Source organism: Nocardioides sp. NPDC057767 (genome assembly GCF_042798275.1).
Classification (GTDB): domain Bacteria; phylum Actinomycetota; class Actinomycetes; order Propionibacteriales; family Nocardioidaceae; genus Nocardioides.
Genome location: NZ_JBHVKJ010000043.1, coordinates 31,389 through 49,197 on the forward strand (window position 1 = coordinate 31,389; position 17,809 = coordinate 49,197).

Below are 17,809 nucleotides of genomic sequence, written 5' to 3' on the forward strand. Positions count from 1 at the left end.
ATGACCTTCTCCCTCATCCCGTCCTACCCCGACAACCCACGCCTGGACGAGCTGGTCACCCGGCTGCGGGACTACCTCGACGGCGAGCTCGCCGACTACGAGCGCGGCCTCGGGCTGGGCCCGGAGACGCCGCTGGAGCGCTCGATGCTGGAGCCGGTGTGGCGGCGCAGCCGCGAGCTCGGCTTCTACGGCATCCACCTGCCGGAGTCGCTCGGCGGACAAGGTCTGAGCTTCACCGAGCTGGCAGCGCTCAAGGAGGAGATCGGCGCCTCTGGCCGCCAGCTCGCCACCAGCGTCCTCGGCGACATGGGCGGCCCGCTCCGGGTCGGTGCGATCTTCGAACACGCGACCGAGCACCAGGTGGAGAAGTACCTGATGCCGGTCGTCCGTGGCGAGCGCGCCTGCTGCTTCTCGATGACCGAGGACGACGCCGGTTCCGACGTGCGCCGGATGCGGACCACCGCCACCCCGACGCCGGGCGGCTTCCTGGTCAGCGGGCACAAGGTGTTCAGCACCGGCGGCACCTTCGCCGACTTCGCGATCCTGGTTGCCCGGATGGCGGGCGAGGAGGAGTCGTACGCCGCGTTCTTCGTCGACCTCGACTCCCCCGGCTGCCGGGTGCTGCCCGGCGATCTGCCGCTGTCGGGGCAGAACATCGAGAGCGACGTCGTGCTCGAGGACTGCTTCGTGCCGCAGGAGAACCTGCTCGGCGAGGTCGGCCAGGGCCTGCGGATCGCACTCGGCCGGGTCACCGCCAATCGTCTGTTGCACTGCCCGACCGCGCTCGGTGCGGCGCGGCGGGCGCTCACGCTGGCGCTCGACCACGCCGCCCACCGCACCGTCTTCGACGGGCTGCTGCTGGAGAAGCAGGCGATCCAGCACCGGCTCGCCGACATGGCGACCGACTACTACGCCGCCCGGTCGATGACCTACGCCGCCCTGACCGACCTGGACGCCGGAAGGCGCCCGCGGATCGAGTCGTTCATGTGCAAGCTGTTCGTGGCCGAGCGGTCCTTCGAGATCGCCGATGCGGCTCTGCAGCTGCACGGCAAGGCCGGGATGGTCCGGGGCGCGGAGATCGAGGTGATCTGGCGGCGACTGCGGATGTTCCGGGTGCTGACCGGCTCCTCGGAGATCCAGCGCAACGGCGTCATCCGCGATCTGGTGAAGGCGCTGGGGGCATGATGACCGACTTCCACCAGGAGGAGGCCGACGCCCACCGTGGGTTCGTGGCCGCGCTGAAGCCCGGCGTCGTGACGCGGGCCGACGGCACCGTCGTGTTCGACGCGGGCGCCGACGCCTTCCTCGACTCCCCCGTCCCGGACACTGCGCACGCCGGGCTGTGGCAGCACAGCCGGCTCACCTCGCTGCAGGGTCTGTTCGAGGTCACCGACGGCATCTACCAGGTCCGCGGCCTCGACCTCGCCAACCTCACCATCCTCGAGGGCGAGCGCGGGATCATCGTGATCGACACCCTCACCACGGCCGAGACCGCAGCGGCCGCGCTCGGGCTCTACCGCGAGCACCGTGGTGACCGGCCGGTCACCGGGGTGGTGCTGACGCATCCGCACGCCGATCACTTCGGCGGGATCGCCGGCGTGCTCGCGGCCGCCGGCGGTGACGTACCTGTGCTGGCACCGGAGGGGTTCCTGGAGCACGCGGTCTCGGAGAACGTCTACGTCGGTCCCGCGATGAACCGGCGATCGACCTTCATGTACGGCAGCGTGCTGCCGATCGCACCGGACGGCCACATCGGCTGTGGTCTGGGCCCGCGCCTGGCGTCGGGCACCATCGGGCTGGCCGAGCCGACCGACTCGATCACCCGCACCGGCGAGACACGGGTGATCGACGGCGTCGAGATGGAGTTCCAGCTGACACCGGGCAGCGAGGCCCCGGCGGAGATGAACATCTATCTCCCCGGCCGGCGGGCACTGCTCCTGGCCGAGAACGCCGTCCACTCCCTGCACAACATCATCACCCTGCGCGGCGCCGAGGTGCGCGACGCCCGGCTGTGGGCGCGCTACCTCACCGAGGCGATCGACCTGTTCGCCGCACGCGCCGACGTCGCGTTCGCGACCCATCACTGGCCGACGTGGGGCGCGGAGCGGATCGAGGCGTTCATCGCCGGGCAGCGCGACGTCTACGCCTACCTGCACGACCAGACCGTACGTCTCATCAACCGTGGTCTGACGCCGAAGCAGATCGCCGAGGAGCTCGTCCTCCCGCCGGCGCTCGACGCGCAGCCCTCCACCCGCGGCTACTACGGCTCGCTGAGCCACAACGTGAAGGGGATCTACCAGCGCTACCTGGGCTGGTACGACGCCAACCCGGCCCATCTGTGGGAGCTGCCTCCTGCCGAGGAGGGCGGGCACTGGGTGCGGCTGCTCGGTGGCGTGGATGCCGCGGTGGACCACGCCCGGGCGCTCGTCGCGAGCGGGGAGGGCGGAGACCTGCGGTTCGCGGCGACGCTGCTCGACCACGTGGTCTTCGCGGAGCCGTCGGAGCGTGCGGCACGGGAGCTGCTGGCCGAGGTCTACACCCGGCTCGGGCACGGCGCGGAGAACGCCACCTGGCGCAACGTCTACCTCACCGGGGCCAGCGAGCTCCTCGACGGCCCGCAGGTGCCGCCCCGCGGAGGCGGTCGGGGCCTGCTCGCCGCCCTCATGGTCACGCAGCTGCTGGAATCCTTGGCGATCCGGGTCGACGGCCCTCGGGCATGGGACCTCGATCTGCGCATCGACTGGCACCTCACCGATCACGACGACGCGGCCGAGGGCGGCTGGTGGCACGCCCGGCTGCGCAACGGGGTGCTCGTGCACCGGCGGGACAGTGCCCCGGACCCGACCGCGGACCTGACCCTGACCCTCACCCGACGCCGGCTCGCCGGGCTGCTCGGCACGCGGAGCCTCGACGGGATCGAGCACTCCGGTGACCTCGGCGTGCTCCAGCGGCTGCTGGGGGTGCTCGAGGCGCCCGACCCGGCGTTCCCTATCGTGTCCGGGTGACCGACGACACACCCGCGACCGGGCTGACCGAGCTGCACGCGCGCCGCTTCCTCACCACGGACGCGGCGCGCGCCGACAAGGTGGCCCGCTGGCACGGCAAGGGGCGGCGTACGGCTCGGGAGAACATCGCCGACCTGGTCGACCCGGGCTCGTTCGTCGAGTACGGGAGGTTCATCACCGCCGCCCAGGAGCGGCGACGCGACCTGGCCGACCTCGTCGTCGAGACACCCGCCGACGGGATCATCGGTGGCACCGCGACGATCGACGGGAAGCCGTGCGCGGTGCTGTCCTACGACTACCTGGTGATGGCCGGTACGCAGGGGATGCGCGGGCATCGCAAGTCGGACCGGCTCATCGAGATCATCGGCCGGATGCGGCTGCCCACCGTCTTCTTCACCGAGGGCGGCGGCGGTCGTCCCGGCGACACGGACATCCCGCTGGTCTCCGCGCTCGACGTCGGCTCGTTCGCGCTCTGGGGCGAGCTCGAAGGCGTCGTGCCGCGGATCGCGGTCGTCTCCGGGCGCTGCTTCGCCGGCAACGCGGTCCTCGCCGGCTGCGCCGACCTCCGCATCGCCACACCCGACGCCAACCTCGGCATGGCCGGCCCCGCGATGATCGCCGGCGGCGGTCTCGGCAGCTTCGCCCCCGAGGAGATCGGGCCGATCAAGGACCAGGCCGCCAACGGCGTCATCGACCTGGTCGTCGAGGACGAGGCGGCTGCCGTGGAGGCAGTACGCAGCATCCTCGCCTGCCTCGAGCCGAATGCCGAGGGCGGCGAGGCCGTCGACCAGACCGATCTGCGCACGATCCTCCCCCGCAACGACCGGGAGGGCTTCGACGTACGCCCTGTCGTCGAGACGCTCGCCGACGTCGACTCGGTCACCTGGCTGCGGGAGGCGTTCGCGCCCGAGCTGGTCACCGCGCTGGCGCGGATCGACGGGATCGCGGTCGGCGTGGTGGCCAACCAGTCCACTCACCTGGCCGGAGCGCTCACCAGCGACGCCTCGGTCAAGGCCGCCGACTTCCTCGCACTGTGCGAGCGCTGGCGCCTCCCGGTGGTCTCGCTGGTCGACACCCCGGGGTTCATGGTCGGTCCCGAGGCAGAGCGCGGCGGCCTGGTCCGCCATGCCTCCCGGATGGTTGTCGCCGGCGCGCAGCTGTCCACCCCGCTGGTCGGGGTGATCCTGCGCCGCGGCTACGGCCTCGGCGCGCAGGCGATGCTCGGCGGCAGCACGCACCGCCCGCTGCTCACCGTCGCCTGGCTCGACGCCCACCTCGGCCCGATGGGCCTGGAGGGTGCCGTGCGCCTCTCGATGGCCGCCGAGCTTGCGGCGATGCCGGAGGCGGAGCGCGAGGAGCGGGTGGCCGCGCTCACCGATGAGTACCGCAAGCAGGCCAGCGCCCTCAACGCCGCACGCGTGTTCGAGATCGACGACGTGATCGACCCCGCCGAGACCCGCACCGTCATCGCCGCAACACTGCGCCGGGCGCGGTAGGCGCGTTCGGCGCGGCGCTCACCGATCCTCGTGGTTCGATGTCGTCCATGTGGATCGGATGGTTCTTCGCCCTCGGCGGGCTGGCCTTCGTCGGCTTCGGCATCGCGATGGTCGTGACGACCGTCGTCCAGCGACAGCGCCTCCGGAGCTGGACCCCGACGACCGCCACCGTCCGCGAGTTCGAGACCCGCACGAGGAGCAGCTCCAACGGCGGATCCCGCACCTATCTGGTCGCCCACTACGAGTATCGGGGTCCGAACGGCGAGGAGTACGCCGACGAAGGCACCCTCTCCGGCAAGCGGTTCGCGGTCGACGGCTCCCCCGTCACGCTACCGATCGTCGTCGACCCACTCGATCCGAGTCGCTCGATGGTGGCCGGCGAGCGCACCCCCATCGGCTGCGTGATCCCGTTCGCGATCGCGTTCGCGGCGTTCGGTGCGCTGTTCACCATGATCGGCCTCGGCCTGACGCAGGCCAGCGTGCGTTGACCAGCGATGTCTCTCCGAGGCGGGTGACCTCCCGTTGGCCTGTCGCTCACAGTCCTTTGGGATCCGCACCCGGGCCCAAGATTCAGACGAAGTTCTCGGTTCGACCGAGGTCCGTCACCAGATGAGCATTGCCACTCTGGCGCATCCGGTCGACGAGCGTCTTGGCACGGTCTGCCGCGCCTTCCGGTGATTCGCCAGCTATCCAATCAAGCTCATCCTGAGTGATCCCGACCAGCTGTAGGAAGTCGACGCGACCATGAATGGAGTCGATCCCAGCGACTTCCGTGTCAGGTGCGATCAAATAGCTAGTAAGCAACGTGTCACCGTCGGGTCGAAGTGGTCGACCCTGCCCATTGATGAACTCGAACGGCTCGAAGTACCGCTTCGCCATGTACGTGTAGCGGCCCAGATTGCTCAGCGAGTTGACCGCCCATCGACATTCATCCGGGCCGTCGGCCCTCACCTTCATGGTCATCTCGTAGCCCCAGCCACTGAACTCTTCGCCAAACGCATCCTCATCGACGTACAGCGAAGTCATACCGTATGTGAGTAGATGCTGATACCCGTGAGGACTCGGGAAGATGCTGTAGCCATCGATGAACTCGGGACCTCCGAAAATTGCCCGCGCATGAATGTCCGCACCGAGATGCGGCGGGATGACCCCCGGGTAAAGAGCAGAGAATGCCTCATCGATCGCGTCCCAGCCCGGGGCCCAGTCCGTCTCGGCCTTTGCACGTGCGAGGTACTCGTCCTTCGTCAGCATCGCGCAATCGTGCCAGCCATGGGCAGTCCGAGCCAAAGGTTCAGGTTCACCGTTCCCTAGTGCCCGTTGATCGGCGATGAGGCTCAGAGCGGGTCACTCACCTCTGCCGATCACAGGCCCTTCAGGCGCGGCACCAGATCGACGGCGGCGGTGGCCCAGGGAACCGGGTCGACGTACGGCGTGGGCATGAGCCCGACGAGGGTGATGCCGAGGGCGGCGTACTCCTCCATCGACTTCAGGAACGCGTCCGGGTCCTCGACCGCGGGGCCCTGGAAGAGCATCGTCTTCTCGATCGCGTCGTAGTCGGTGCCGAGGTCGTCGCAGTGGCCGCGCAGCACCTCGAGCTTGTGGCGGACGATCTCGACCGCCTCGGGCCCGGCAGCGCCGAAGAGGTTGGTGCCCTGCCCGTACTTGGCGACCAGGCGCAGCGTCTTCTTCTCGCCTCCCCCACCGATCAGGACCGGGACCCTGCCGTTGACCGGCTGCGGCAGCGAGATCGTCTCGGCGAGCTGGTAGTGCTTGCCCTCGTAGGCGCCGTCGTTGTCCGACCACATCTGACGGCAGATCTCGAGGGTCTCCTCCAGGCGCTCGAACCGCTCGGCGGTCGGCGGGTAGGGCACGCCGAGACCCTGGTGCTCACGCTCGTACCACGCCGCACCGATGCCCAGCAGCGCGCGGCCGCCGGAGAGCCGGTCCAGGGTGGTCACTGTCTTGGCGAGCAGCCCCGGGTGCCGATAGGTGACGCCGGTGACGAGCAGGCTGAGGCGTACGTTGTCGGTGATCCCTGCCAGGTAGCCCAGCGTGGTGTAGCCCTCGAGCATGGGCTCGAAGGGGCCGCCGGCCTGCTCCATCTGGAACCAGTGGTCCATGACGGTGAGCAGGTCGACGCCACCCTCGTCTGCGATGCGGGCTGTCTCGGTCAGCTTGTCGGCGAGCGTGGTCTCCCACTCGGGGTGGGTGAACGTGAAGTAGTGGAGTCCAAGATCCATACCTCAGACGCTATGGCTTCGAGCGCGCTCGAAGACAAGCCCCATTTCCATCGGTTCGCCCGGTCACGGACGCATGCGCCGCTCCTCACGCAGGTCGCGCCTGTCCAGCTTCGCGTCGTACGCAGCCAGCGGCTTCGCCTTCGTCGCGTCGGCCTCGACCGCGGCGGTCGCGACGCCGGCCCACTCCAGGATGCGGGCGGTGGCGAGCTCACGCTCGTCGGCGACCAGACCGGCCACGTTGGCACCGTGGTTCATGCCCGGGGCGGTGAAGACGTAGGAGTCGTTCGCGAAGATGCCCGGGCGGAAGCGCTCGGCGCCCCACGGGTCGGCCTCGCCGTAGACGAAGAGCATCTGGTGGGCGTGCCTGCGCACCCACGAGTCGACGTCACGCATCACGGACGGGTCGAACCGCATGTCGATGTCGCGCGGGACGAAGCTGCGCGGCGGCGCGTAGCCGTAGCGGATCAGCTCGTCCTCGATGTGCGGGAAGCCGATCGTCGGCGCGCCCAGCTCGGTGCCGGCCTGGTAGTAGTAGGGCGTGTAGGGGCTCAGGCCCTGGTCGGTGTAGAAGCCGAAACCCGAGTAGTAGTCGATCGAGTCCCAGATCGCCTGGTCCGTGGCGGTCGCCGCGTCGGCGGGGATGTTCGCGCACTGGTTGGTGCCGGCGTACTGCCAGAACGCCCAGACGTAGTCGAGCACGACCATCTCGTACGCAGCGTCCAGGCTGCCCACGGTGTCGAAGGTGTAGCCCTCGGCGGCGGCCAGGTCGGCGTACTTCGCCTTCAGCGCCTCACGGCGGACGAGCGCCTCGCGCTGGACGCCGTTGAGCCGGTCGCGGCAGTCCTCCGTGCCGACGGTGGCGAAGAACTCGTCGTAGGCGGAGTCCTCACTGTTGACCACGTCGTTCGGTGCGACGTAGGCGACGATGCCGTCCATGTCGCGGGGGTAGAACCGCTCGAAGTAGGTCGCGGTCATGCCGCCCTTGGAGCCGCCCGTGGCGAGCCAGTTCGCGGAGTAGATCGGCTTCAGCGCCTTGAAGATGGCGTGCTGGTCGCTGGCCGCTTGCCAGATGTCCAGATCGTCCCAGTCGGCCGGGTCGGGGCGCGACGGGGTGAAGAAGCGGTATTCCATCGAGACCTGGTTGCCGTCCACGATCCTGGTCGGCTCGCTGCGGCCGGGGTTGGTCGAGACGTTGTAGCCGCTGGTGTGGAACACGGTCGGGCGGGCGGTGTCCTTGTGGAGCACCGTGAAGCGCTGCTGGAAGGTGTCGCCGTCGGGCCGCCGGTGGTCGACCGGCTGGGTGAAGCTCAGGACGAAGTAGCGGTAGCCGGTGACCGGCTTCTCCTGGATGAGGCTGACGCCCTCGATGGCGAGAAGGCGGTCGAGAATGTCCTCCTCGGCGGCGTTCGCGGGGTTGGCGGGTGTGACGAGGAGCAGGGATACCAGCCCCATCGCCACCAGAATCCGGCCGATCAATGCACGCATGTGGGGTCTCCTTCGGTGCGGGGTGCTCGGCAACCTAGCCGACCCGCGCGGGACGCACCTCCGAATTAGGGACCCGGGAAGGAAGTCGCGTCCGGTTGCCTTCTAGAAAGCAACGACCATCTGGGCAACGCCCGACGAGGAGGCGCTTTCACCATGACGTTCGACCCGCACGAGCTGCTCGCCACGACCCGCCACGGAATCCTTGCCACGATCAAGGCGAACGGGTTCCCGCAGCTCTCGCCGGTGTGGCAGTACTACGACCGTGAGCGCGGCGAGATCCTCATCTCGACCCGCGAGGGGCTGGTGAAGACGAAGAACCTCCGCCGCGACCCGCGGGCGGCGATCGAGGTCGACGGTCCGGGCGGGCGATCCTGGGCGACGGCCGAGGGCACCGTCACGCTGACCGGCCCGGGCACCGCACCCGATGGACCGGAGGTCGACGCGCTCGTCGACTACTACCGTCGGGTTGCCGGCGAGCACCCCGACTGGGACGAGTATCGCGAGGTGATGGTCAAGGACCGCCGCGTGCTCGTCACCATCGCGGTCACGAAGGTGTACGGCGCCGACCTGGGCTGAATCCGCCTGAGGCCGGCCGAGCGCTCCTCGCTCGGCCGGTCGATTCTGGACGGATCCGCGAGCGCTACCTACGCGGGTTGAACAACGTGCCGAACCCGGACGAGCCGAGCCCGCACAGCATGATGACGGCCCCAACGATGACGTTGGAGGCGATCATCCCCCCGGTTGTGTCGACGCCGTTCATGAGCCACGGCGAGACGATCGCCCATGCCCCCATGAGCGGAACGGTCCAGGCCAGACCGTGTGTGCGGCCGAACGCCGACGCGAACCCGAGCGCCAGCAGTGCCACCGTCAGACCGATGATCAGGTTGCTGATCATCAGCGGAGATGCCGTGGTGTTGAAGCCCACGATCCACGGCGATACGGCCAGATAGAGGCCGGCCAGCATCGTGACACCATCGACCACCTGAGCGGTGGCGGAGGATCCGGTCAGATCGAACCGGTCCCGAAGTGCCGCGATGTCTGGGTGTTCCTGAATGGACAGGTTTTCAGACGACATTTTGATTCACCTCCTCAGCCCAATGCCAGAGGAAACACTGTGTCCTGCCCTGATTCTAGGTCCGCGACAGCGCGTTCAAACCACCCATCTCGGTGGCATTCGAGAGCAAAAGGTCCTATCGATCCGGTGCCCGTGGACCTGCGCCAGACGCGTGATCTCGGGGTGCCGGGCTTGAATGAGGCCGATCGGTGAGGAATGGTGGAGCGGGTACTCCGAACCCAACCACGGAAGATCTCGACATGCTTCAGCTGACCGAGAACGCCACCACGATCGTCCGCTCGATCTCCGAGCAGTCCCAGGGCGCTGGCCTCCGGCTCGCCTCCAACGCAGAACCGGACGGTGCTTTGAGCGCCGCACTGGTCCCTGCGGCCGAGGCCGAGGACCAGGTCATCGAGCAGGAGGGCGCGCGGGTCTTCCTCGACCAGGGCGCCGCCGCCGAGCTCGACGACAAGGTCCTCGACGCCGGGATGGATGCCTCCGGCAACGTACAGTTCGGGATCTCTCAGCAGGGCTGATCCCGACCCCGGACACGCCGGGGCGCGCCGCACTCGCGGCGTGCCCCGGCGTGTCCCTTTGTGTGCCTGCGCACGGCTCGCCACGCGCGTAGTGTCGGCAGACATGAGCACCGCTGGCGTACCTGCCTGGTTCCACCTCTTCCTCGACGTCCCGCGTCCGGGGTGGGCGGAGGCGGTCGAGTTCTGGTCGGCCGCGACCGGCTGGGCGGTCTCGCCGCCCAGGGGCGAGGACGAGCAGTTCGTGACCCTGGTGCCGCAGGCAGGCGACGCCTGGCTGAAGCTGCAGGCTCTCGACGAGAGCGAGCCACGGATCCATGTCGACCTCGATTCGGCCGATCGCGAGGCCGCCGTCGAGCGGTCGACGACGCTCGGAGCGCACCCGGCCTGGACGTACGACGGGGTGCCGGTCATGCGCTCCCCCGGTGGACTGCTCTTCTGCCACACCCTCGGCGATGGGACCGACCAGCGGTTCGCGCGCTCGGAGCCGGAGCGGGTGGTCGACCAGATCTGCATCGACATCCCCCGGTCCCGCTGGGACGAAGAGGTCGCCTTCTGGGCCGGGATCACCGGGCGGACTCCGGAGCAGACCAAGTCCCCCGAGTTCGTACGCCTCGTCGACCCCGACGCCCACGGCGGACTCCGGATCCTGCTGCAGCTGCTCGAGGACGAGAACGGCGACGTCCGGGCACATCCCGACCTGGCGGTCGCCCACCGTGCCTCGGAGACCTGCCGTCATGAGGCGCTCGGCGCCGAGACGGTCGGCGTCTTCGAGTGGTGGACCGTCATGCGGGCTCCGTACGGGCAGGTCTACTGCCTCACCGATCGCGACCCGCTGACCGGCAAGGTGTCCTAGCCTGGAGGTATGCGGCTCGCATCCTTCAATGTCGAGAACCTCTTCGCCCGGCCGAAGGCGATGGACACCGATGAGGCCGATGCGAAGACGCGGCGCACGATCCTGGCCGCCCACGCCCGGGTCTCGACTCTTCTCGCCCAACCCAGCTACGAGGGGGATGAGCAGGAGATCCTGGAGAACCTCGAGAAGGTCGGACTGTTGAGGAGCGACGAGGCCCGGTTCGCACGGCTGCGGAAGCTGCGCGGCGCGCTGCTGAAGCGACCACGGTCGGGCGACGTGCAGCTGGTCGCAAAGGGACGCAACGACTGGGTCGGGTTCGTCGAGCTCAAGACCACCGCCGTCGACGAGGTCGCCACGGAGAACATCGCGCGCGTCTTCGCCGAGCTGCGGGCCGAGGTCGCGGTGGTCGTCGAGGCCGACGACCGGCCGGGCCTGCACATGTTCTCCCAGACCCTCCTGCCGGAGGTCGGTGCCGAGGCGTACGAGCAGGTGATGGTCCTGGAGGGCAACGACGAGCGCGGCATCGATGTCGGCGTGATGGTCGGCGACGGCTACCGCCTCGTGCAGATGCGCACCCACATCTTCGACCGCGACGACGAGGGCGTGATCTTCTCGCGGGACTGCTGCGAGTACCACCTCGACGCTCCCAGCGGCGTGCGGATCGTCGTGCTGGCCAACCACTTCAAGTCCAAGGGCTACTCGGAGAAGGGCGATCCGCAGGGCGCCAAGCGCCGCGGCCGGCAGGCGGCGCGGGTCGCGGAGATCTACCGCGGGCTGCTCGAGGAGGGCATCGAGCACATCTGCGTCGCCGGCGACCTCAACGACTCCCCCACCAGCGAGTCGCTCTCGCCTCTCCTCTCGGTGGACGGGCTCGTCGACGCCAGCGAGCACGAGCACTGGGACTGGAACCACCGGCGCGGAACGTACGGTTCCGGCAACGAGGACGACAAGATCGACTACCTGCTCCTCTCCCCCGCGCTTCGTGCGAAGCAGACCGGCGGCGGCGTCTTCCGCAAGGGCGTCTGGCACGGCCCGCGCACCAAGGACCCGTGGGACCTCTTCCCGACCCTGACCGCGGAGCAGCACGCGGCCTCCGACCACGCCTGTCTCTACGCCGACTTCACCGACCTGTGACCTGAAAGCCTCCCGTAGGCCGTTGGGATCTGCGTCAAATAGGGGCCATGTGCCTCGGACCCGGACATCAGCACGGACATCAGCACCAGCCCCTGAGGGCGATGAACGGGCCGCTCACCCGGCGTACGGCCCTGGGGGCCGCGGGAGCCGGGCTGCTGCTGGCGTCGATGTCGTCGGCGTTCACCGGGGCGGCAGCCTCGGCGACCGCTCGGCCCGGCGTGGGTGCGAGCCGGATGTCGCGGCTCTCGCACGGGACCACGCTGGTCCATGCCGACCTGCACAACCACACCCTGATGTCGGACGGCTCCGGCGACCCGGACCTCGCCTTCGACTCGATGCGGAGCGCCGGGCTGGACGTCGCGGCGCTCACCGACCACGCCACCGTCTCCGACAACATCCTCGGCGACGCGCTCGCAGGACTGCTGCCGCCGGCGTACAAGCAGCTCGGTGGGATCACCCGCTCCGACTGGGCCCGCACGCGCGAGCTGGCCGATGCGGCCAACGCCGACGGCACCTTCACCGCGATCCGCGGCTTCGAGTGGTCCGAGCCGTTGTTGGGTCATATCAACGTGTGGGGAAGCGAGCACTTCACCGACATCGTCGATGTCGGTGCGATGCGGCCGTTCTTCGACTGGCTGATGCGCTCGCCGTCGACGCCGCTGATCGATGGCGGATCGGACGGCATCGCGGGGTTCAACCATCCCGGGCGCGAGCCGTTCCGGTTCCAGGAGTTCCGCTTCGACGCGCGGGCGCGGGAGCGGATGGTGTCCCTGGAGATGTTCAACCGCGGTGACGACTACCTCTTCGAGGGCTTTGCCGACGGCAAGACCTCTCCCCTGTGCCAGTGCCTCAACGCCGGCTGGCGCACCGGGATCAGCGGCGTCACCGACGAGCACGGCACCGACTGGGGCCATCCGGAGGGCAAGGGGCGCACCGGGCTGTGGGTGGCCTCCCACGATCGCGCCGGCGTCTTCGAGGCCATGCGGGCGCGGCGGTTCTTCGCCACTCGCACCTCGGGGCTCCGCATCGACGCCGTGGCCACGCTGGACGGCGTCGAGCACCGGATGGGCTCGGTGATCCCCGGCCGCGGCGGCGACATGCGGTTCACCCTCGACCTGGCTCGCGACGAGGAGTGGATCGGGCGGGAGCTCCACCTGCAGGTGCTGCGGCCCGGACCGTCGGTGCCGGTGGTCACGGACGTCGTGGCGTTCCGGGTCGGCGAGCCCGTCTCGGTGATCGTGCCGGTCTCCTACGACGACGGCGACTGGGTGCTGCTGCGCGTCAGCGATCCGTCCCAGGCCAACGCGACGCCCGGGCCGGAGGGGCATCCGTGCAACGACCTCGGTATCGCCTACACCAGCCCGTGGTGGCTGCAACCCTGAGCTGTGTTTCCTGAGAAGGCGCCCTCCAGTCTGAAGATGCGCTGAAGTCGGGCCTCGGAGCAGTGGTCACGGGCCCGGACTGTGGCACGCTGGCCGCGTGAACGAGGTTGGGTACGTCGTCGGGCTGGTCGCGGTCTCCGTGGCCGTGCTGGCGCTCGGGGTGTGGTTCGTGCGGCGTGAGATCAGAGACGAGGTCTCGCCGGCGCCATTGCTGTGGACCGGCTACGCCGTCGTGGCGGCGTTCGTCGTCTTCGGCGTCCTGCGCACCTCGTGGGTGGTGCTCTCATGAGGGCCCGGGCAGATCTGCTGGGCTGGATCGGCCTCGCCGGCCGCCTCTACCTCGGCTTCGTGTTCCTCGCCGCCGGGCTCGCCAAGCTGCCCGAGCCGGGGGTCACCGAGCAGGCGGTGCGTGGCTACCAGCTGCTGCCGTGGCAGCTGGCCCCTGCGTACGCCATCGCGATGCCGATCGCCGAGATCGTCCTCGGCGTGCTGCTCATCCTCGGCCTGTTCACCCGGACGGCGGCGGTGGCGACGGCGCTCGGCCTGTGCTCGTTCATCCTCGGGATCACCTCCGCCTGGGCGCGCGGGCTCAACATCGACTGCGGCTGCTTCGGCGGTGGTGGCGCCTCGGCGGACCCCACCTATCTCGCCGACACCTTCCGCGACCTGGGGTGGCTCGCGATCGCGGTCTATCTGATCCTGGTACGCCGCACCAAGCTCGCTCTCGACGACCTACTGTTCCGACGCGACACCCCGACGGTCGAGGACTACAGCGAGAGCTCGAAGAAGGCCGAGTTGGGGTCGAGCACGTAGCTGCCGAAGGGCGGGCGCTCGGTGAAGCCGTTGCCCGCGTAGAGGCGCCGGGCGGGCTCGTAGAAGCCTTCGGTCCCGGTCTCCAGGAGCACCCGGCGAGCGCCCTGTGACCGGGCCTGCTCGACGAGGTGGCGCAGCATCGCGGTCGCGATGCCACGGCCACGGGCGGCGGCCGTGGTGCGCATCGACTTGAGCTCGTAGTCGCCCTCGCCCAGCGACTTCAGCGCGCCGCAGCCGACGAGCTCGGTGCCCTCCCAGGCCGACCAGAACGCGATCTCGGGCACCTTCAGCGCCTCGAGGTCGAGCGCGTGCACCGACTCGGCCGGCGTCACCGCGTACATGTCCTCCAGATGCTCCTCGAGGATCCGGATCACCTCGGGCCGGGTCAGGTCGTCGAGCTCGAAACGCAGTGAGAGCAGTGGCACGGCTGGAGGCTATCCGGGCCCTTCCCTGTCGTGGCTTCTCGGGGTGCGACGAGGCTGGTGCAGTATCGCGGCCGGCAACCATCCTGTGCGATAGTGCGCGGCTCCGATGCTGGCGACGCCTGTCGACGGCATCGCCATGCAGGGTCGGTCGAGGGAGGATTCGGACGGCTCCCCTAGCATCTGGGCATGCTGACTCGTATGCTCCCGGCCGCTGCCGCCGCCGCCCTGCTCCTGACGCTCTCCGCCTGTGGCTCCTCCGAAGACTCGGGCGACGCCCAGGAGAGCAAGGGCCCGAGGTCGAGCGAGTCGAGCGACTGGAAGTCGGTCGTGAAGGCCGGCTCCACCAGCTGTGACTACGCCGCGGACCCGATGGGCGCCTCGAAGGAGGTGGACGCGCCGAACGAGACCGCGCAGTACACCGGCAAGGTCGCCGCCACCATCAACACCTCCGTCGGCCCGCTCGCGGTCACCCTCGACGCCGACAAGGCGCCCTGCACCGTCAACTCGTTCCTCTCGCTGGCCTCGCAGGACTACTACGACGGCACCAGCTGCCACCGTCTCGGCAACAACCCCGGCTTCGCGCTGCTGCAGTGCGGCGACCCGACCGGCCAGGGCACCGGCGGCCCGGGCTACACCATCCCCGACGAGTTCAAGGACAGCGACACCTTCCCCGCCGGCACGCTCGCCATGGCCAACACCGGCCAGCCCAACTCCGGCGGCAGCCAGTTCTTCATGGTCTTCGGCGACACCCAGCTCCCGCCCGCCTACACCGTCTTCGGCACCCTGGACGAGGCCGGCATCAAGACGCTCCAGGAGGTCGGCGAGGCCGGTGTGGCCGAGGCCGGCGCCGACGGCACCGGTGCCCCCAAGACGCCCGTCGAGTTCGAGACGATCACCGTCGGCTGATCACCCTTCGCCGAATCCGCACTTCTGGCGTGCCGGATCGGTGGTTGTGGGCGGCGAAACAACAGTTTCGTCGCCCACAACTGCATTCTCGGCCCGCCATTTCTGCGGATTCGGCGGGGTCAGGCGCGGCGGCGGGGTGGGTCGCGGCGCAGGACCTTGGGGAGGTACGCAGCGCCGGGGCTCTGGGCCGCAGCGGCGTCGCCGGGGTTGGAGATGCGGCAGCGCTGGAGCGAGAGGCAGCCGCAGCCGATGCAGGAGTCGAGGTTGTCGCGCAGACGTTCCAGGGCGTGGATCTGCTCCTCGAGGCGGCGGCGCCAGTGCTTCGACATCCGGGCCCAGTCGGCCTTGGTGGGCGTACGGTCCCCCGGCAGGCAGTCCAGCTCCGCCTTGATCTCGTCGAGCGAGAGCCCCACGTTCGCGGCCGCCCGGATGAAGGCGAGGCGGCGCAGGACGCTGCGCTCGAACGTGCGCTGTCCCCCGGCCGAGCGCTCGGCCTGGATCAGACCCTGGCTCTCGTAGTAACGGACCGCGGAGGCCGCGTAGCCGCTGCGCCGGGTCACCTCGCCCATCGTGAGCAGGTCGTGGGTGTTCATGTCACTCTTTTCTGTCACAGGCCTTGATCTCAAGTTCACTTTAGGTTGAATGCTAGCCAGCATGAACAGATCACACAACGAAGTAGCCGTCGTCACCGGCGGCTCCGCCGGGCTGGGTCTCGCTCTCGCCACGGCACTCCTCGACAAGGGCTGGAACGTCGTCACCGACGCTCGTGACGCCGACCGTCTCCACACCTCTCTCCCGGACAGCGACCGGGTGACCACCCTGGTCGGCGACGTACGCGACCAGGACCATCAGGACGCGATCGCCGCCGCCGTCGCCCGCCACGGGCGTCTCGACCTGCTCGTGCACAACGCCAGCGAGCTCGGCCCGATGCTTCCCCTGGCCGAGGTCCCCGAGAGTCTCTTCTCCAGCGTGCTCGAGACGAACCTGGTGGCCCCGCTCGCGCTCACCCAGCGACTCCTCCCCTACCTGATCGCCTCGCGCGGCACCCTCGTCGGCATCTCCAGCGACGCGGCGGTCGAGCACTACCCGACCTGGGGAACGTACGCAGCGAGCAAGGCCGCCCTCGACCACCTCGTCCTCACCCTCGGTGACGAGAACGGCATCCGTGCGTACGCCGTCGACCCCGGCGACATGCGCACCGCGATGCACCAGGCCGCCTTCCCCGGCGAGGACATCTCCGACCGGCCGCTCCCGGAATCGGTCGTTCCGCACCTGCTCGCACTGCTCGCGGGCACTCAGCCGTCCGGGCGCTACCGCGCCACCGACCTCGCACCGATCGGAGCAACCCGATGACCATGCTCGCCGAACGACCGACCACCACGTTCCCCTTCCCCGACGACACCACCGCCCCTGCACCCGCGGAGTGGCGCGGCCTCGAACGCGACGGCGTGCGCCTGCTCGTGGCGACGCCGGGCGGCGTACGACATGCCCGGTTCCGCAACCTTGCCGACCACCTCTCCCCCGGTGACCTGGTCGTGGTCAACGACTCGGTCACCGAGGCGCGTCAGCTCGACGCCGACCTGATCGGGCGTGGCCGGGTCGTGCTCCACCTCGCCCAGCGACTCGACACCGGCTGGGCCGTGGAGATCCGCTCCGCTCCCGATGCTGCACGATCCGTGCTCGACGCGGCCGAGGGCGACGTGGTCGTGACCGCCGGCCTGCGGGTCACGCTGATCGAGCCCTATCCCGACGGCCGCCCGTCCTCCCCCACCGGGGAGGGCAACCGACTGTGGCGTGCCGAGGTCACCGGCGACGTGGCCGCCGAGCTCGAGCGGTCCGGCCGCCCGATCGCGTACGGCTATCTGGACCGCCGCTACCCGATCGATGCCTACCAGACGGTCTTCGGGCACCGTCCCGGGAGCGCCGAGATGCCCTCGGCCGCCCGTCCGTTCACCCACCCGCTGGTCACCGAGCTGGTCACCCGCGGCATCCAGATCGCCCCGATCACGCTGCACACCGGGGTCTCCTCGCAGGAGGCCGGCGAGGCCCCCGGCGCGGAGTGGTTCGAGGTCCCCGAGACCACGGCCCGGCTGGTCGAGCAGACCAGGTACGCCGGTGGCCGCATCGTCGCTGCCGGCACCACCGTCACCCGGGCCCTGGAGTCGGCGGTCGTCCCGGCGACCGGTGCGGTGCAGGCGGCGAGCGGCTGGACGGATCGCGTGATCACACCGGCCAACCCGCCGTACGTCGTCAACGGGCTCATCACCGGCTGGCACGACCCGCAGGCCAGCCACCTCCTGCTCGTCGAGGCGGTCGCCGGTCCCGAGCTCACCCAGAGGGCCTACAACGCCGCGGTCGCCGAGGGCTACCTGTGGCACGAGTTCGGCGACTCGGGGTTGCTGCTGCCGTGAGGTCTGTCGGGGTAGTCCGGGAGCGAACTGCCTATTACTCGCCGGTAAATGGGCAGTTCGCTCCCGGAC

General features: G+C 69.5%; 20 protein-coding genes. 14 read left to right on the plus strand and 6 right to left on the minus strand.

Translation table 11 applies throughout. The features are described 5' to 3' along the window. Genes ACFVDI_RS20750 through ACFVDI_RS20765 form a run of 4 tightly spaced genes read left to right on the plus strand, consistent with a single transcriptional unit; the run spans nt 1 to nt 4,989 of the window. Complete coding sequence (locus ACFVDI_RS20750; protein ID WP_378909393.1) at nt 1-1,185, plus strand: acyl-CoA dehydrogenase family protein; 1,185 nt, start codon at nt 1-3, stop codon at nt 1,183-1,185. Beyond that, a complete protein-coding gene (locus ACFVDI_RS20755; protein WP_378909395.1) occupies nt 1,182-3,005 on the plus strand; it encodes an alkyl/aryl-sulfatase in 1,824 nt (607 codons plus the stop codon). The genes ACFVDI_RS20750 and ACFVDI_RS20755 overlap by 4 nt, the downstream gene beginning before the upstream one ends. Then, nucleotides 3,002-4,501 (plus strand): acyl-CoA carboxylase subunit beta, encoded by a 1,500-nt coding sequence (locus ACFVDI_RS20760; protein WP_378909397.1) that lies wholly within the window; start codon nt 3,002-3,004, stop codon nt 4,499-4,501. Before ACFVDI_RS20755 ends, ACFVDI_RS20760 begins: the two co-directional genes overlap by 4 nt. A gap of 47 nt (nt 4,502-4,548) precedes the next feature. Continuing rightward, nucleotides 4,549-4,989 (plus strand): DUF3592 domain-containing protein, encoded by a 441-nt coding sequence (locus ACFVDI_RS20765; protein ID WP_378909400.1) that lies wholly within the window; start codon nt 4,549-4,551, stop codon nt 4,987-4,989. A gap of 82 nt (nt 4,990-5,071) precedes the next feature. On the opposite strand, the gene ACFVDI_RS20770 is transcribed toward ACFVDI_RS20765, so the two are convergent. The 3 genes from ACFVDI_RS20770 to ACFVDI_RS20780 form a co-directional block, all read right to left on the minus strand. Further along, a complete protein-coding gene (locus ACFVDI_RS20770; RefSeq protein ID WP_378909403.1) occupies nt 5,072-5,752 on the minus strand; it encodes a suppressor of fused domain protein in 681 nt (226 codons plus the stop codon). Between the two features lie 110 nt (nt 5,753-5,862). Next, nucleotides 5,863-6,741 (minus strand): LLM class F420-dependent oxidoreductase, encoded by an 879-nt coding sequence (locus tag ACFVDI_RS20775; protein ID WP_378909406.1) that lies wholly within the window; start codon nt 6,739-6,741, stop codon nt 5,863-5,865. A 63-nt stretch (nt 6,742-6,804) separates the two neighbouring features. Next, the gene (locus ACFVDI_RS20780; protein WP_378909409.1) at nt 6,805-8,226 is read right to left on the minus strand and encodes an aminopeptidase; all 1,422 of its coding nucleotides are present in this window, start codon (nt 8,224-8,226) and stop codon (nt 6,805-6,807) included. 153 nt (nt 8,227-8,379) lie between these two features. Between ACFVDI_RS20780 and ACFVDI_RS20785 the strand changes: the two genes are divergently transcribed. Continuing rightward, nucleotides 8,380-8,802: a PPOX class F420-dependent oxidoreductase gene (locus ACFVDI_RS20785; protein WP_378909411.1), complete on the plus strand. Its 423-nt coding sequence runs from the start codon at nt 8,380-8,382 to the stop codon at nt 8,800-8,802. Between the two features lie 64 nt (nt 8,803-8,866). Here the strand turns inward: ACFVDI_RS20785 and ACFVDI_RS20790 are convergent, their stop codons facing one another. Further along, entirely contained in the window at nt 8,867-9,301 is a 435-nt protein-coding gene (locus ACFVDI_RS20790) for an SPW repeat protein (RefSeq protein ID WP_378909413.1), read from the minus strand. Nucleotides 9,302-9,540: 239 nt separating this feature from the next. Here ACFVDI_RS20790 and ACFVDI_RS20795 point away from each other — a divergent pair, with 239 nt between their 5' ends. The 6 genes from ACFVDI_RS20795 to ACFVDI_RS20820 all read left to right on the plus strand — a co-directional run bounded on the left by ACFVDI_RS20795 (nt 9,541) and on the right by ACFVDI_RS20820 (nt 13,998). Further along, complete coding sequence (locus ACFVDI_RS20795) at nt 9,541-9,816, plus strand: Fe-S cluster assembly protein HesB (protein WP_336737993.1); 276 nt, start codon at nt 9,541-9,543, stop codon at nt 9,814-9,816. Nucleotides 9,817-9,919: 103 nt separating this feature from the next. Beyond that, the gene (locus tag ACFVDI_RS20800) at nt 9,920-10,669 is read left to right on the plus strand and encodes a VOC family protein (RefSeq protein ID WP_378909418.1); all 750 of its coding nucleotides are present in this window, start codon (nt 9,920-9,922) and stop codon (nt 10,667-10,669) included. A gap of 9 nt (nt 10,670-10,678) precedes the next feature. Continuing rightward, nucleotides 10,679-11,803, plus strand: coding sequence for an endonuclease/exonuclease/phosphatase family protein (locus tag ACFVDI_RS20805; RefSeq protein WP_378909422.1), 1,125 nt, complete (start codon nt 10,679-10,681; stop codon nt 11,801-11,803). A gap of 101 nt (nt 11,804-11,904) precedes the next feature. After that, nucleotides 11,905-13,185 carry a hypothetical protein gene (locus ACFVDI_RS20810; protein WP_378909426.1) on the plus strand — a complete coding sequence of 427 codons (1,281 nt, stop codon included), beginning with the start codon at nt 11,905-11,907 and terminating at the stop codon, nt 13,183-13,185. Nucleotides 13,186-13,282: 97 nt separating this feature from the next. Then, on the plus strand, nt 13,283-13,474 hold the full coding sequence (locus ACFVDI_RS20815) for a hypothetical protein (RefSeq protein ID WP_378909428.1): 192 nt from the start codon (nt 13,283-13,285) through the stop codon (nt 13,472-13,474). Beyond that, nucleotides 13,471-13,998 (plus strand): MauE/DoxX family redox-associated membrane protein, encoded by a 528-nt coding sequence (locus ACFVDI_RS20820; RefSeq protein ID WP_378909430.1) that lies wholly within the window; start codon nt 13,471-13,473, stop codon nt 13,996-13,998. The genes ACFVDI_RS20815 and ACFVDI_RS20820 overlap by 4 nt, the downstream gene beginning before the upstream one ends. On the opposite strand, the gene ACFVDI_RS20825 is transcribed toward ACFVDI_RS20820, so the two are convergent. Further along, nucleotides 13,953-14,423: a GNAT family N-acetyltransferase gene (locus ACFVDI_RS20825; RefSeq protein WP_378909435.1), complete on the minus strand. Its 471-nt coding sequence runs from the start codon at nt 14,421-14,423 to the stop codon at nt 13,953-13,955. The genes ACFVDI_RS20820 and ACFVDI_RS20825 overlap by 46 nt on opposite strands. A gap of 186 nt (nt 14,424-14,609) precedes the next feature. On the opposite strand from ACFVDI_RS20825, the gene ACFVDI_RS20830 reads away from it, so the two are divergent. Continuing rightward, nucleotides 14,610-15,329 (plus strand): peptidylprolyl isomerase, encoded by a 720-nt coding sequence (locus ACFVDI_RS20830; RefSeq protein ID WP_378909439.1) that lies wholly within the window; start codon nt 14,610-14,612, stop codon nt 15,327-15,329. A 119-nt stretch (nt 15,330-15,448) separates the two neighbouring features. Here the strand turns inward: ACFVDI_RS20830 and soxR are convergent, their stop codons facing one another. After that, nucleotides 15,449-15,922: a redox-sensitive transcriptional activator SoxR gene (gene soxR / locus ACFVDI_RS20835; RefSeq protein WP_378909441.1), complete on the minus strand. Its 474-nt coding sequence runs from the start codon at nt 15,920-15,922 to the stop codon at nt 15,449-15,451. A gap of 61 nt (nt 15,923-15,983) precedes the next feature. Between soxR and ACFVDI_RS20840 the strand changes: the two genes are divergently transcribed. Both ACFVDI_RS20840 and ACFVDI_RS20845 read left to right on the plus strand, forming a co-directional pair. Beyond that, the gene (locus ACFVDI_RS20840; RefSeq protein ID WP_378909445.1) at nt 15,984-16,682 is read left to right on the plus strand and encodes an SDR family NAD(P)-dependent oxidoreductase; all 699 of its coding nucleotides are present in this window, start codon (nt 15,984-15,986) and stop codon (nt 16,680-16,682) included. Then, nucleotides 16,679-17,740, plus strand: coding sequence for an S-adenosylmethionine:tRNA ribosyltransferase-isomerase (locus ACFVDI_RS20845; RefSeq protein ID WP_378909447.1), 1,062 nt, complete (start codon nt 16,679-16,681; stop codon nt 17,738-17,740). Before ACFVDI_RS20840 ends, ACFVDI_RS20845 begins: the two co-directional genes overlap by 4 nt. The last annotated feature ends 69 nt before the right edge of the window (nt 17,741-17,809 follow it).